Annotated in this window: 10 protein-coding genes; 4 read left to right on the plus strand and 6 right to left on the minus strand. The window is 61.4% G+C overall.

Annotated features, from left to right (window positions below; translation table 11 throughout):
* Positions 1-15: 15 nt before the first annotated feature.
* From M1D99_RS11435 to M1D99_RS11445, 3 genes are all read right to left on the minus strand, one after another.
* Positions 16-921 carry an SMP-30/gluconolactonase/LRE family protein gene (locus tag M1D99_RS11435; protein ID WP_458131797.1) on the minus strand — a complete coding sequence of 302 codons (906 nt, stop codon included), beginning with the start codon at positions 919-921 and terminating at the stop codon, positions 16-18.
* Between the two features lie 43 nt (positions 922-964).
* A complete protein-coding gene (locus tag M1D99_RS11440; RefSeq protein WP_458131798.1) occupies positions 965-1786 on the minus strand; it encodes an NAD-dependent epimerase/dehydratase family protein in 822 nt (273 codons plus the stop codon).
* Positions 1787-1956: 170 nt separating this feature from the next.
* A complete protein-coding gene (locus M1D99_RS11445) occupies positions 1957-3144 on the minus strand; it encodes an OprD family porin (protein WP_411387493.1) in 1188 nt (395 codons plus the stop codon).
* A gap of 907 nt (positions 3145-4051) precedes the next feature.
* Here M1D99_RS11445 and M1D99_RS11450 point away from each other — a divergent pair.
* Both M1D99_RS11450 and M1D99_RS11455 read left to right on the plus strand, forming a co-directional pair.
* A complete protein-coding gene (locus tag M1D99_RS11450) occupies positions 4052-4387 on the plus strand; it encodes a DUF6124 family protein (protein ID WP_458131799.1) in 336 nt (111 codons plus the stop codon).
* Positions 4388-4626: 239 nt separating this feature from the next.
* Positions 4627-5247 (plus strand): TetR/AcrR family transcriptional regulator, encoded by a 621-nt coding sequence (locus M1D99_RS11455; protein WP_186729398.1) that lies wholly within the window; start codon positions 4627-4629, stop codon positions 5245-5247.
* 143 nt (positions 5248-5390) lie between these two features.
* On the opposite strand, the gene preA is transcribed toward M1D99_RS11455, so the two are convergent.
* From preA to hydA, 3 genes are all read right to left on the minus strand, one after another.
* Positions 5391-6665 carry an NAD-dependent dihydropyrimidine dehydrogenase subunit PreA gene (preA, locus tag M1D99_RS11460; protein WP_458131800.1) on the minus strand — a complete coding sequence of 425 codons (1275 nt, stop codon included), beginning with the start codon at positions 6663-6665 and terminating at the stop codon, positions 5391-5393.
* On the minus strand, positions 6666-8033 hold the full coding sequence (locus M1D99_RS11465; RefSeq protein ID WP_458131801.1) for an NAD(P)-dependent oxidoreductase: 1368 nt from the start codon (positions 8031-8033) through the stop codon (positions 6666-6668).
* A 183-nt stretch (positions 8034-8216) separates the two neighbouring features.
* Positions 8217-9656, minus strand: coding sequence for a dihydropyrimidinase (gene hydA / locus M1D99_RS11470; RefSeq protein ID WP_458131802.1), 1440 nt, complete (start codon positions 9654-9656; stop codon positions 8217-8219).
* A 606-nt stretch (positions 9657-10262) separates the two neighbouring features.
* Between hydA and M1D99_RS11475 the strand changes: the two genes are divergently transcribed.
* Together M1D99_RS11475 and M1D99_RS11480 are read left to right on the plus strand one after the other, a co-directional pair.
* Positions 10263-11747 (plus strand): NCS1 family nucleobase:cation symporter-1, encoded by a 1485-nt coding sequence (locus M1D99_RS11475; RefSeq protein ID WP_458131803.1) that lies wholly within the window; start codon positions 10263-10265, stop codon positions 11745-11747.
* Between the two features lie 150 nt (positions 11748-11897).
* On the plus strand, positions 11898-13181 hold the full coding sequence (locus M1D99_RS11480; RefSeq protein ID WP_434575348.1) for a Zn-dependent hydrolase: 1284 nt from the start codon (positions 11898-11900) through the stop codon (positions 13179-13181).
* The last annotated feature ends 15 nt before the right edge of the window (positions 13182-13196 follow it).

The following is a 13196-nucleotide window of genomic DNA, read 5'->3' on the forward strand; positions in this document are numbered from 1 at the left end:
AAGCGGCAAAGCAGATCAGTTCGCGGAGTGTTTCCATCCTCCGAACGCAGGTTCAGCCAGGCCCTTCACGCCGGGGTGGAGGGCGAACACGCCACCGGCCAGGGATTGCGGGTCGTTGTCGTCACCCGGGCGGATCGAGGTGACGAAAAGGGTGTCCAGCTGGCTGCCGCCAAAGGCGCACATGGTCGGTTTTTTCACCGGCACTTCCAGCGAACGGTCGAGACGTCCGTCCGGAGTGAAACGGTGAATCAGCCCCGCATCGTTGGCGCAGATCCAGTAGCAACCGTCGGCGTCCACCGCCGCGCCATCCGGGCGGCCGGCCAGGGGCATCATGTCGACGAACAGGCGCCGGTTGGACGGGGTGCCGCTGTCGATGTCGTAGTCGAAGGCCCAGATCTGCTGCACCAGCGGGTGGGAGTCGGAGAGGTACATCGTCCGGCCGTCGGGGCTGAAACCCAGCCCGTTGGGCACGATGAACCCACTCAGTTGCGCCTCCACCGGGCTGCGTTGCCCGGCGTCATAACGGTACATCCGGCCTTCGTCGGCGTTGGCGCCCATGTTCAGCACCATGCTGCCGGCCCAGAAACGGCCCTGGCGGTCGCAACGGCCATCGTTGAGGCGCATGTCGGTGCGGCTGTGTTCGACGCTTGCACAGAGTTCGCTGTCCAGGCTGCCGTCGTCATGGGGATGCAGGCGAAAGAAACCGCTTTCCATGCCCGCGATCCAGCCGCCGTCCTGGTGGCGGGCGATGCAGGCGAGCATTTCGGGGGCTTCCCAGCCTTGGATTTTTCCGCTGCTGGCGTTCCAGCGTTGCAGGCCGCCGTTGGGAATGTTCACCCAGTACAGCGAGTTTTCCTCGGGAACCCACACCGGGCTTTCCCCGACAGCATTGCGTGCATCGATAATCAATTCGGCTTGCATGGTGATTCCTTGGTTCGTTCGTATCCCATGAACAACAGACGAATCAGTCGTCGAACGGGCCGGCTGCGACAAAGGCGCCACCCTGGTAGATCCTGGCCGGATCATCGGCGGCCGGCATCGGCTGCGCTTCGACCTTGTCGCGGAAAATTTCGGACGTGTCCTTGGGCTGGTAGCCCAGGTGCGCGGCGTGGCTGTTGTCCCACCAGACATCGCGGTTGGCGGACACGCCATAGACCACGGTGTGGCCGACCTTCGGCGTGTAGAGCGAGCATTCGATCAGTTGGGTGAGGTCGTCGAAGCTCAGCCAGGTGCTCATCATCCGGCGGTTCTGCGGCTCCGGGAACGACGAGCCGATGCGGATGCTCACGGTCTCGATGCCGTAGCGATCGAAATAGAAACTGGCCATGTCTTCGCCGTAGGACTTGGACAGGCCGTAGTAGCCATCCGGACGGCGAAGGCAATGGGCGTCGAGGGCCTCGTCCTGCTTGTAGAAACCGATGACATGGTTGGAGCTGGCGAAAATCACACGCTTGACGCCGTGCTTGCGCGCCGCTTCATAAATGTGGAACACGCCACTGATGTTGGCGCCAAGGATCTCTTCGAACGGGCGCTCCACCGAGACACCGCCGAAATGCAGGATGGCGTCGACGCCTTCCACCAACTGGTGCACGGCCTGCTTAACCGACAGGTCGCAGGGCACCACTTCTTCGCTTTCGTCGATGGCCGGGGCCATGTTGGCGATGTCCGACAGGCGAATGTGGCGGGCATAAGGCTTGAGGCGTTCGCGCAAGACTTTGCCAAGGCCGCCGGCGGCGCCGGTCAGGAGCAGGCGATTGAAGGGGGGGCGAATCTGTGTCGTGGTCATGGCATTACCTGAGCAAACAGTGAGAGGTACAGTTGTTATAAGTTGTCGTACGACCGAGAGGAAATATCCTTATCCTTCCGCTACCTTGTCAACGTTTGATCGACGAACCGCTCTGGATCGGCGTCCCTGCCGCAGGTTGCCATGGGATGCGCCCATGGCAATATCCCGTGTTACAGCAACGAGATCGGGTAGTTGAAGATGATTCGGTTTTCGTCGAATTCGTTGGTGCTGAAGTCACGACGAAGCGACGAGTTACGCCATTTCACGTTGAGGCTCTTCAGCACACCGCTCTGCACGGTGTAGGCCAGTTCACTTTCGCGGCCCCATTCCTTGCCGTCATCGACGGTGGCGGTGTGCACGTTGTCGCCGCTGATGTAGCGGTTCATCAGGGTCAAGCCCGGCACGCCGACGGCGGCGAAGTTGAAGTCGTGGCGCACTTGCCAGGATTTTTCCTTGGCGTTGTCGTAGCTGGAGTTGTAGCTGTCGTTCGCCAGGGTGCCGCCGCTGGTGCCGTTGACGCGCATCCAGGCATCATCGCCGCCGACTTTCTGCAGGCCGACGTAGAAGGTGTTGCCGCCGTATTTGGCCGAGAGCATGGCGAACGCGGTTTTGTTGTCCAGGTCGCCGGCCAACGCGCTGCCGTTTTCCTTGCCGGTGAAGTAACCGAGGTTGGCGCCCAGGGTCCAGTCGCCCATGGGCTGGCTGTGGGTCAGGTTGAAATATTGCTGTTGGTAGATGTCGGACAGTTCTGCGTACCAGACGCCGACCTGGGTGCGTTTTTCGTTGAAGGCGTATTCACCGCCGCCGAAGTTGAAACGGTCGGAGGTGAACGCGCCGCGGCCGTTCATCGACATGTCTTCCATGCTCGCGTCGTTGCGCGGGCTGTTGCCACGGAACTGACCGCCGTAGAGGCTCAGGCCGTTGATTTCGGTGGAGGTGACCTGGCCGCCGCGGAAGGTTTGCGGCAGGGAACGACCGTCGTCGGAACGCAGGATCGGCAGCACCGGCATCCATTCGCCGACCTTCAGTTCAGTTTTCGAGACCTTGGCCTTGAGGGCCACGCCGAGGCGACCGTAATCGTCGGCCGGGCGACCGTCGTCATGAATCGGCAACAAGGAAGTGTTCGCAGTACCACGGCCGCCGTCGAGTTTGACCGAGTACATCCCCAGCACGTCCACGCCGAAGCCGACGGTGCCTTGGGTGAAACCGGACTTGGCGTCGAGAATGAAGCTCTGGGTCCATTCTTCGGCTTTGCCTTGGGCATTGTTCGGGTTGGTGAAGTTGCGGTTGATGTAGAAATTGCGCAGGTTCAACGTGGCCTTGGCGTCATCGACGAAGCCTTCGGCGCTGGCGGTCATGGGCAGAAATGCGGCAAGGCTGCTGCAACCGAGCAGGACCAGGGCGGGGCTGGAGCTCAGAAGGGTACGGCGGTTTGGACGATGGTTGGGCGAAAAACGGACACGTGTGCTCACTATGGCGCTCCCTACTTTTTGTTGTTTTTATTTGTCATACGTCGTCGTACAACATAGCGGTGATTATTTGGAAGCGGCTGCTCGTTGTCAACTGGCCATTATCGGAATTATCCAACTTGGGTGTGCTTCAAAATGAGGCAGTGCAATGGCTGTCGCTGGCGCAGGCCAAGATCGCAGGCAGTGACGCCGGGGAGATCCGGGGTTTGAGAATAGCGGGGAGGGTGCTTGGTTGTGCGATGACTGGTCTAAGACATTAGTCGAATGTCCTGATCGCAAGGCTTGAGCGGGCTCTTGTGGCGAGGGAGCTTGCTCCCGCTGGGTGGCGAAGCCGCCCCAGGAATTTGTGCTGAAACAAAGAAATTTGGGCCTGCTGCGCAGTCCAGCGGGAGCAAGCTCCCTCGCCACAAGGGTTGGGTTGTCCAGCCTGTTTCCAGTCCAAACAGGCCTGTGTTTATCCAGACGTAGGATTGTTCGGGATTGGGCTACGTTGTCTTGCGCCGTTACCTACAACTGCGCCAGAATCCGCCGGCTTGTGCGCCTTGGGCCAGGGTTTTATCGTTTCCGGGTCGCTGATTGAATCAGCGATCGGGTTTGGTAGCCCTGGTGTCGGTGCATAGCGTCATCTCTTGCAAGTGCGATCATGCACTTCGCTTTTTGGTGGCCATGCGCAGGGCCTCTTCGGAGGCGCCGGCTCCGATGCCCGGTCTACCAACCTTCGTATGGCCGCCACCCTAATTCGTTTGGTAGCGAAAGGGATGTTGGCTCCTTTATCAAATGCATCGGAGCTTCATCTATGTTCAAAGTAACCCCCAACCCACCGGATACAGATCCATCCAACTCAAAAGCGTTCGACGAAGCCGCCGGCCGCATCCTCGACTCCTACCTCAAGCCCAAACCCAGCAAACCCGAAGCCGATCCCGGCCAACTGTTCACCGTCGTCAACGGCGTCGACACCGAAACCCTGCTGGCCAACCTCAGCGAAAACCTGGCCTCGGCCAACGCCATGGTCAATGACCTGGCCTTCGACCTGAAAGGCTCAAGGCGCCACATTGCCCTGGGCATCCAGCAACTGATCGAACTGAGCGCAATGCTGGCGAATCGCGCGCTGGATAACGTCGAAGCACGCTAGCCGACGTAACGCAAAACCCGCTTTTGTGGCGAGGGAGCTTGCTCCCGCTGGGCTGCGCAGCAGCCCCAAAATGGACTGACGCGGTTTTCCAGGGATAGCGCGCCAGCCGGTTTTACGACTGCTGCGCAGCCGAGCGGGAGCAAGCTCCCTCGCCACAAAAGCTTTCCCACATGCGGCATCGGTGTTTTCAAAGATGGGTGAATGCTAGTCTTGACCAACGCTGTTGCCAGGGAGCCCTCATGGGCAATCACAAGATCGAGATTCGTCGCAGTAACGTCGAGAAAATCCTGTTGGCCGCCGAGAAGGTCTTCGCCGAGAAAGGTTTCGGCAGCACCGCCATGGCCGACATCGCCGCCGAAGTGCAGTTGCCGCGTTCCAACCTGCATTACTACTTCAGCACCAAGAGCGAGCTGTACAGTGCCGTGCTGTTCGACCTGCTGGAAGTCTGGAAACAGGACGCCTTGTGCTTCGAAATGTTCGACGATCCGCGGGTGGTGCTTAGCAGTTACATTCGCGCCAAGATGAACCACTCCCGCAGCCGGCCCTACGGCTCTAAAGTCTGGGCCAACGAAATCATCCACGGCGCCCCGACCCTGGGCGAGGCGCTGGACGCCAGCCTCTATGACTGGGCCAAGATGAAGGAAGCGAAAATCCGTCAGTGGGTGGAGGACAAACGCATCCTGCCGGTGGAGCCTTCAAGCCTGCTCTACATGATCTGGGCTTCGACCCAGCACTACGCCGACTTCGATCATCAGATCAATATTCTCAATGATCACCAGCCACTGTCGGACATGCAGTTCGAGCGGGCGGTGCAGACGGTGACCAGTGTGATATTGCGGGGGATTGGGTTGGAGCCTTGAGGCTTTTTGCTGGGGCTGATGGCCCCTTCGCGAGCAGGCTCGCTCCCACAGTGGATTTCGGCGAACACAAACTCTGTGTTCCAAACCGGTCCCCTGTGGGAGCGAGCCTGCTCGCGAAGAGGCCAGCCCAGGCACCTCAAACTTCAAGCCGTTACATGGTAGGGATTCCTCGGATCATGGTTCCAATCCAAAAACGGCTTGCCAGTGTCCACCGTCACCATTTCGATGCAGTCCTGCACCGGGCAGGTGATCTGGCACAGGTTGCAGCCCACGCATTCCTCATCGATCACCTCATACACACGGGTGCCGTCCGCCTGCTTGAGGCTGGCGATGGCCTGGTGCGAGGTGTCTTCGCAAGCGATGTGGCAGCGCCCGCAACCGATGCAGGCCTCCTGGTCGATCTTGGCGATGACCTGATAGTTGATGTCCAGGTACTTCCAGTCGGTGGTGTTGCCCACCGCACGGCCGGAGAACGCCTGGAGGTTGGCGTGGCCCTGGCTGTCCATCCAACGTGACAGGCCGTCCTTCATCTCTTCGACGATGCGAAAACCATGCAGCATCGCCGCCGTGCAGACCTGCACCGCGCCGCTGCCCAGGGCAATGAATTCGGCGGCGTCGCGCCAGCTGCCGATGCCGCCGATGCCGCAGATCGGCAGGCCCTGGGTCTGCGGGTCGCGGGCGATTTCCGCGACCATGTTCAGGGCGATGGGCTTGACCGCCGAGCCGCAGTAACCGCCGTGGGTGCTCTGGCTGCCGACGCTGGGCAGGGCGACCATGCGGTCCAGGTCGACGCTGGTGATGGAATTGATGGTGTTGATCAACGACACCGCATCCGCACCGCCGCGATGGGCCGCGCGGGCGGCGACGCGGATGTCGGTGATGTTCGGTGTGAGCTTGACGATGACGGGTAGCGAGCAATAGGTCTTGCACCAGCGGGTCACTTGCTCGACGTACTCCGGCACCTGGCCGACCGCCGCGCCCATGCCCCGTTCCGGCATGCCGTGGGGGCAACCGAAGTTCAACTCGATGCCGTCGGCGCCGGTGGCTTCCACCAGGGGCAGGATGTTTTTCCAGGATTCTTCGACGCAGGGCACCATCAGCGACACGATCAGCGCCCGGTCCGGCCAGTCCTTTTTCACCTGGGTGATTTCCCGCAGGTTGATCTCCAGGGAACGGTCGGTGATCAGCTCGATGTTGTTGATGCCCAAGACCTCGCGATTGGCGCCGTAGTGGGCCGAATAACGCGAGGACACGTTCACCGCCGCCGGGTCCTCACCGAGGGTTTTCCAGACCACGCCACCCCAGCCGGCCTCGAACGCGCGGACGACGTTGTAGGCCTTGTCGGTGGGTGGCGCGGAGGCCAGCCAGAATGGATTGGGGGCTTTGATGCCGGCGAAGACAATCGACAGATCGGCCATTTACGCAGCCTCCACGTTAAGCATCAGTTGAGCGTTGATCGCCTCGGCGGCGAGTTTGCCGTGCTGCACGGCCTGCACGGTGAGGTCCTGGTCGAGGCTGGTGCAATCGCCGCCGGCGTAGACCCCGGGAACGCTGGTGCGCAGGTGTTCGTCCACCAGGATCCGCCCGTCCTGGCGCTTGAGCTCCCGGGCCAATGGGTCCGCCAGCGCGTTGTCGTCGAAGGCTTGGCCAATGGCTTTGAAAATGGCATCGGCGGGCAGGTCGAAGGTCTCGGCGCCGATGACCAGTCGCCCGTTTTCCAGATGGGTACGGGAAAAGCGCATGCCGCGCACCTGTCCGGCGTCATCGAGCAACACCTGTTGCGGTTGGGCCCAGGTCAACAGGCGTACCTGATTGGCCTTGGCGATGTCTTGCTCGTGCAAGGTGGCGCCCATGTCTTCCAGGCCACGACGGTAGACCAGGTTGACGTCCCGGGCGCCGAGGCGAGCCATTTGCACGGCCATGTCGATGGCGGTGTTGCCGGCGCCGAGGACGATGCAACGGTCGGCCAGGGGCAACTGGCTGAGGTCATCGGCCTGGCGCAGTTCGCGGATGTATTCGGTGGCGGCCAGCAGCCCCGGGGCTTGTTCGTCGCTCAGGCCCAGTTGTTTGCTGGCGGCCAGGCCGAGGCCGAGGAACACCGCGTCGAATTGCTGGTGCAGGTCGCTCAGGCTCAGGTGCTCGCCGAGCTTCTGGCCGTGGCGGACTTCGATGCCGCCAATCTCCAGCAGGAAGTCCAGCTCCCGTTGGGCGTAATCGTCCACCAGTTTGTACTTGGCGATCCCGTATTCGTTGAGGCCGCCGGCTTTGTCCCGGGCTTCGAAAATCACCACGTCATGGCCGTGCATCGCACTGCGGTGCGCACACGACAACCCCGCGGGCCCGGCGCCAACCACGGCGATGCGCTTGCCGGTGGCGGCGGCCCGTTGGAACGGGTGCGCGCTGAAGTGGGCGTTGTCCACTGCGTAGCGTTGCAACGAGCCGATCAATACCGGGGCGCATTCATGGGCGTTGTTGCGCACGCAGGCCTGTTGGCACAGGACCTCGGTGGGGCAAACCCGGGCGCAACTGCCGCCGAGGATATTGGCCGAGAGAATTGTCTGCGCCGCGCCTTGGACGTTGTCTTGGTGGATGTTGCGAATGAACGAAGGAATATCGATCTCGCTCGGACAGGCGTTCACACACGGTGCGTCGTAGCAATACAGGCAGCGGGACGCCTCCAGGTGGGCCTGGCGCGCGTTGAGGGGCGGCGCCAGGTCGCTGAAGCGGGCGGCGAGGGTGGCCGGGTCTTCCTGGGAATGGGGGAGATGACTCAAGGGCTGGATCATGGAATGGGCCTCACGGTGTTTGAGGTGCTGCCTCTGGTGGGCAGTGGTTTTTTCGGTTGTCTGGGCTGACGTCTTCGCGAGCAAGCCCGCTCCCACACTGGATCTTGGGCAGCCATAGAATCTGTGTACACGACAGATCCCATGTGGGAGCGGGCTTGCTCGCGAAGGCCGAAGGCCTCGATTTCAGCGTTTCACGGCACTTGGTTTATTCAACTCCGCCCGCTTGCTCAGCAAATCGAACACCGCCGGATACGCCGGCCGTTCGATGTAGCGCCCCGCGCCGCGCTCGGCCCGCAGGTCGCCGTCGGCCCACACCAGCCGACCCTGGCTGATGGTGTGGCTGGGCACGCCGCGTACGGTCTTGCCTTCGAAGATGTTGAAGTCCACTTGCTGATGGTGGGTCTTGGCGGAAATCGTGCGGCTGCCTTGCGGGTCCCAAAGCACCAGGTCGGCGTCGGCACCGACGCGGATCGCGCCCTTGCGCGGGTAGAGGTTGAAGATTTTCGCGGTGTTGGTGGAGGTGAGGGCGACGAAGTCCTGCATCGACAATTTGCCGCTGTTGACCCCTTCTTCCCAGAGCACCGCCATGCGGTCTTCGATCCCGGCGGTGCCGTTGGGGATCTTGCTGAAGTCGTCACGTCCGGCGGCTTTCTGTTCGGCACAGAAGCAGCAATGGTCGGTGGCGGTGGTGTGCAGGTTGCCGGATTGCAAGCCACGCCAGAGTGCTTCCTGATGCCCCCGTGGGCGGAAGGGCGGGCTCATCACGTAGCCGGCGGCGGTCTGCCAGTCCGGGTCGCGATAGACGCTGTCGTCCAGCAGCAAGTGCCCGGCCAGGACTTCACCGTAGACCGGCTGGCCCTTGCTGCGGGCGTAGGTGATTTCGTCCAGGGCTTCCCGGGTGGACACGTGCACCAGGTACAGCGGCGTGCCCAGGGTTTCAGCGATGCGGATGGCGCGGCTCGCGGCTTCGCCTTCCACTTGCGAGGGCCGCGACAGCGGGTGGGCTTCGGGACCGGTGATGCCCTGGGCCAGCAACTTGCGTTGCAGGTGATAGACCAGTTCACCGTTCTCGGCGTGCACGGTGGGCACCGCGCCCAATTCCAGGCAGCGCTCGAAGCTCGCCACCAACGTGTCGTCGGCGGCCATGATCGCATTCTTGTAAGCCATGAAATGCTTGAAGCTGTTCACTCCGTGATGGCTGACCAGTTCGGCCATTTCTTCGCGGACCTGTTCGCTCCACCAGGTGATCGCTACGTGGAAACCGTAGTCGCTGGCGCTTTTTTCGGCCCAGCCGCGCCATTGATGAAAGGCTTCCATCAGTGACTGCTGGGGGTTGGGAATCACGAAGTCGATGATCGACGTGGTGCCCCCGGCGAGGCCCGCCGCCGTGCCGCTGAAGAAGTCTTCACTGGCGACCGTGCCCATGAACGGCAACTGCATATGCGTATGGGGATCGATGCCGCCGGGCATCAGGTATTGACCGCTGCCATCGAGCACTTCGACAGCCGCCGGAACATCCAGGTTTTCACCTATGGCCTTGATCACGCCGTCGGCGCAAAACACATCGGCGCGATAACTTTCATCATGGGTAATAACGGTGGCGCCACGGATCAACAGAGACATTCCGAGTTCCTCGCAGGCATGACCGACTGTTGCCGGTTCTTTATGTTTTATCAATCACGGTGGGTAAAGTCGTGCCGGTTTACATTCTTGTCACGACTGTCAGGATTAGACGCTAGCTGGAGTTGTTGAAATGAGCAAGATTATTTTTTATAAGCTTATGCGTTATTTAAATAGTTGAAATTAAAGGGTTAATTTACAAAATCACCAAAATGGTGAGGCTGCTCACCATTTTGACGCACTTGACAGGATCGTTATTTGAGCGAGATTTGTCATGGTAAATCAGCGGCTTGAAAGCGTTGGAAGTGCGGGCCAGACACCTCGCGTTGTTGCGGGGTGCACCACTTTGAATCTCCCACTCGACAGGGCGTGAAGGTCATCTAGCCTCAATGTCGGAAAGCCGGGACTGAAACAAAGCAATCACTTGGCTTTAAACGTTAAACATCAAAAGGTTGAAAGGGTTATATCGATCATTCGGTCAGCTCGGCGTGTTATTCGGCACGGTTATTGAGTGCTGTCGTGGCCTGGCGGGGTGGTGGATAGCACGCGTGCAAGTACTCCGGCCATCGCCAGTCGATGAGCAAAAATAATGAAAACAGTGGAGCGGACATGACCAGATCAACAGTGACCGAGCGCGACGGATTATTCGAGCTTGAAGCCGGCAGCGACGTCCTCGACAGCCCCCGTTATAACCACGACATCGCGCCGACCAAGGTGCACGAGCGAACCTGGAACAAATGGCACATCACGGCACTGTGGGTGGGCATGGCGATCTGCGTGCCGACCTATACCCTCGGCGGCGTGCTCACCGCCTATTTCGGTTTGACGGTGGGCGAGGCGCTGCTGGCGATCCTGTTCGCCAACATCATTGTGCTGATCCCCCTGACCCTGAACGCCTTCGCCGGGACCAAGTACGGCATTCCGTTCCCGGTGCTGTTGCGCTCGTCCTTCGGCGTCATTGGCTCCAACGTGCCGTGCCTGATCCGCGCCCTGGTGGCGTGCGGTTGGTTCGGCATCCAGACGATGTTCGGCGGGTTGGCGATCCACTTGTTTCTCGGCTCGGTGTTCGAAGGCTGGAAGAGCCTGGGCGGCACCGGCGAAGTGATCGGCTTCATGGTGTTCTGGGTCATCAACCTGTGGGTGGTGTTGCGCGGTGCCGAGTCGATCAAGTGGCTGGAAACCCTGTCTGCGCCATTGCTGGTACTGGTGGGGGCGGGGCTGTTGGTGTGGGCGTTGCCCAATGTCTCGTTGACTGAACTGATGGCGGTCCCGGCCAAGCGGCCTGAAGGCGCCGGGGTGACGAGTTATTTTCTGGCCGGGCTGACGGCCATGGTCGGCTTCTGGGCCACCCTGTCGTTGAACATTCCGGACTTCAGTCGATATGCCAAGAGCCAGAAAGACCAGATCGCCGGGCAGATCATCGGCCTGCCGTTGACCATGTTCCTGTTCGCCTCCCTCGGGGTGGTCATGACCGCCGCCTCGGAGAAATTGGTGGGGGTAACCGTCTCCGACCCGGTGACGTTGATCGGGCACATCCAGAGCCCGGTGTGGGTGGCGCTGGCCATGGTGCTGATCATCGTCGCCACGCTCTCGACCAACACCGCGGCCAACATCGTCTCGCCCACCAACGATTTCCAGAACCTGGCGCCGAAACTGATCGGCCGCACCAAGGCAGTGATGCTCACCGGATTGGTAGGGCTGGCGCTGATGGCCCATGAGTTGTTGAAGAAACTCGGCCTGATCGTGTCCGAGGTCAGCCTCGAGTCGGTCTATTCCAATTGGCTGCTGGGCTATTCGAGCCTGCTGGGGCCGATTGCCGGGATCATGGTGGTGGATTATTTCCTGATCAAGAAACAGCAACTGGACCTGGCCGGGTTGTACCGCGACGACATTTACCCGGCCTGGAACTGGAACGGCTTCATCGCCTTTGGCGTGCCGGTGGTATTGACGCTGTTGTCCCTGGGCAGCGATGCGTTCAGTTGGTTCTACAGCTATGGCTGGTTCACCGGCTCGGCGCTGGGTGGGGTGATTTATTACGGGTTGTGCAGCATGCAAGGGGCCAGCCCGGCGGTCGCCAAGTCACCTCTGCAATAGCAGATGAATGCGGTGCCTGTGGGAGCGGGCTTGCTCGCGAATGCGGTGCGTCAATCAACATCAATGCTGACTGATACACCGCATTCGCGAGCAAGCCCGCTCCCACACTGGACCGCGTCGAAATGAGATAACTGCCTGAAGGAGATCCCCATGAACGCAGCCCTCGACGTCCTGCAATCCACCCATCAGCACATCAACCGCGACCGCCTGTGGCAATCGCTCATGGACCTGGCCCAGCTCGGCGCCACGGTCAAGGGCGGCGTGTGCCGGCTGGCCCTGACCGACCTTGACCGCCAAGCCCGCGACCTGTTCGTGCAATGGACCCAGGCGGCGGGCTGCACCGTCAGCATCGATGCGGTGGGCAATATCTTCGCCCGCCGCCCGGGGCGCAATCCGAACCTGCCACCGGTGATGACCGGCAGCCACATCGACACCCAACCCACCGGCGGCAAGTTCGACGGCTGCTTTGGCGTGCTATCCGGGCTGGAAGTGCTGCGCACCCTCAATGACCTGAACATTGAAACCGAAGCACCGCTGGAGGTGGTGGTCTGGACCAACGAAGAAGGCTCGCGCTTCGCCCCGTGCATGATGGGCTCCGGGGTGTTCGCCGAGAAATTCACCCTCGAAGAAACCCTCGCCAAGACCGACGCCGAAGGCATCAGTGTGGGCCAGGCGCTCAACGCCATCGGCTATGCCGGCCCGCGCAAGGTCAGCGGGCATCCGGTGGGGGCGTACTTCGAGGCGCACATCGAGCAGGGGCCGATCCTCGAGGATGAGGGCACGACCATCGGCGTGGTGATGGGTGCCCTGGGGCAGAAGTGGTTCGACCTGACCTTGCGTGGCGTCGAAGCCCACGCCGGCCCGACCCCGATGCACCTGCGCAAGGACGCCCTGGTGGGCGCCTCGATCATCGTCGGTGCCGTCAACCGCGCAGCCCTCGGTCATCAACCCCATGCTTGCGGCACGGTCGGTTGCCTGCAAGCCTATCCGGGGTCGCGTAACGTCATTCCCGGCGAGGTGCGCATGACCCTGGATTTCCGTCACCTGGAACCGGCGCGCCTGGATTCGATGATCGCCGAGGTCAAGCAGGTGATCGAAGACACCTGCCGGCAACACGGCCTGACCTTCGATTTGAAACCCACCGCCGACTTCCCGCCGCTGTATTTCGACCAGGGCTGCGTCGACGCCGTCCGCGGCGCTGCCCAAGGGCTGGGCCTGTCCCACCTGGACATCGTCAGCGGTGCCGGCCATGACGCGATCTTCCTCGCCGAACTGGGCCCGGCCGGAATGATCTTCGTGCCCTGCGAAGGTGGCATCAGCCACAACGAAATCGAAAACGCCGCCCCGGACGACCTCGCCGCCGGTTGCGCGGTGCTGCTGCGAGCGATGCTGGCTGCCTCCCAGGCGATTGCCGAAGGACGCATGGCGGCGTGAGGGGGCCGATGCACT

This window comes from Pseudomonas sp. R3-41, assembly GCF_054161485.1.

Bases quoted from the DNA above. Each gene is read 5' to 3' on its own strand.
- M1D99_RS11445 (WP_411387493.1), bottom strand. From the start codon at position 3,144: ATGACCGCCAGCGCCGAAGGCTTCGTCGATGACGCCAAGGCCACGTTG.
- M1D99_RS11450 (WP_458131799.1), top strand. From the start codon at position 4,052: ATGTTCAAAGTAACCCCCAACCCACCGGATACAGATCCATCCAACTCA.
- M1D99_RS11455 (WP_186729398.1), top strand. From the start codon at position 4,627: ATGGGCAATCACAAGATCGAGATTCGTCGCAGTAACGTCGAGAAAATC.
- M1D99_RS11435 (WP_458131797.1), bottom strand. From the start codon at position 921: ATGCAAGCCGAATTGATTATCGATGCACGCAATGCTGTCGGGGAAAGC.
- M1D99_RS11480 (WP_434575348.1), top strand. From the start codon at position 11,898: ATGAACGCAGCCCTCGACGTCCTGCAATCCACCCATCAGCACATCAAC.
- preA (WP_458131800.1), bottom strand. From the start codon at position 6,665: ATGGCCGATCTGTCGATTGTCTTCGCCGGCATCAAAGCCCCCAATCCA.
- hydA (WP_458131802.1), bottom strand. From the start codon at position 9,656: ATGTCTCTGTTGATCCGTGGCGCCACCGTTATTACCCATGATGAAAGT.
- M1D99_RS11465 (WP_458131801.1), bottom strand. From the start codon at position 8,033: ATGATCCAGCCCTTGAGTCATCTCCCCCATTCCCAGGAAGACCCGGCC.
- M1D99_RS11440 (WP_458131798.1), bottom strand. From the start codon at position 1,786: ATGACCACGACACAGATTCGCCCCCCCTTCAATCGCCTGCTCCTGACC.
- M1D99_RS11475 (WP_458131803.1), top strand. From the start codon at position 10,263: ATGACCAGATCAACAGTGACCGAGCGCGACGGATTATTCGAGCTTGAA.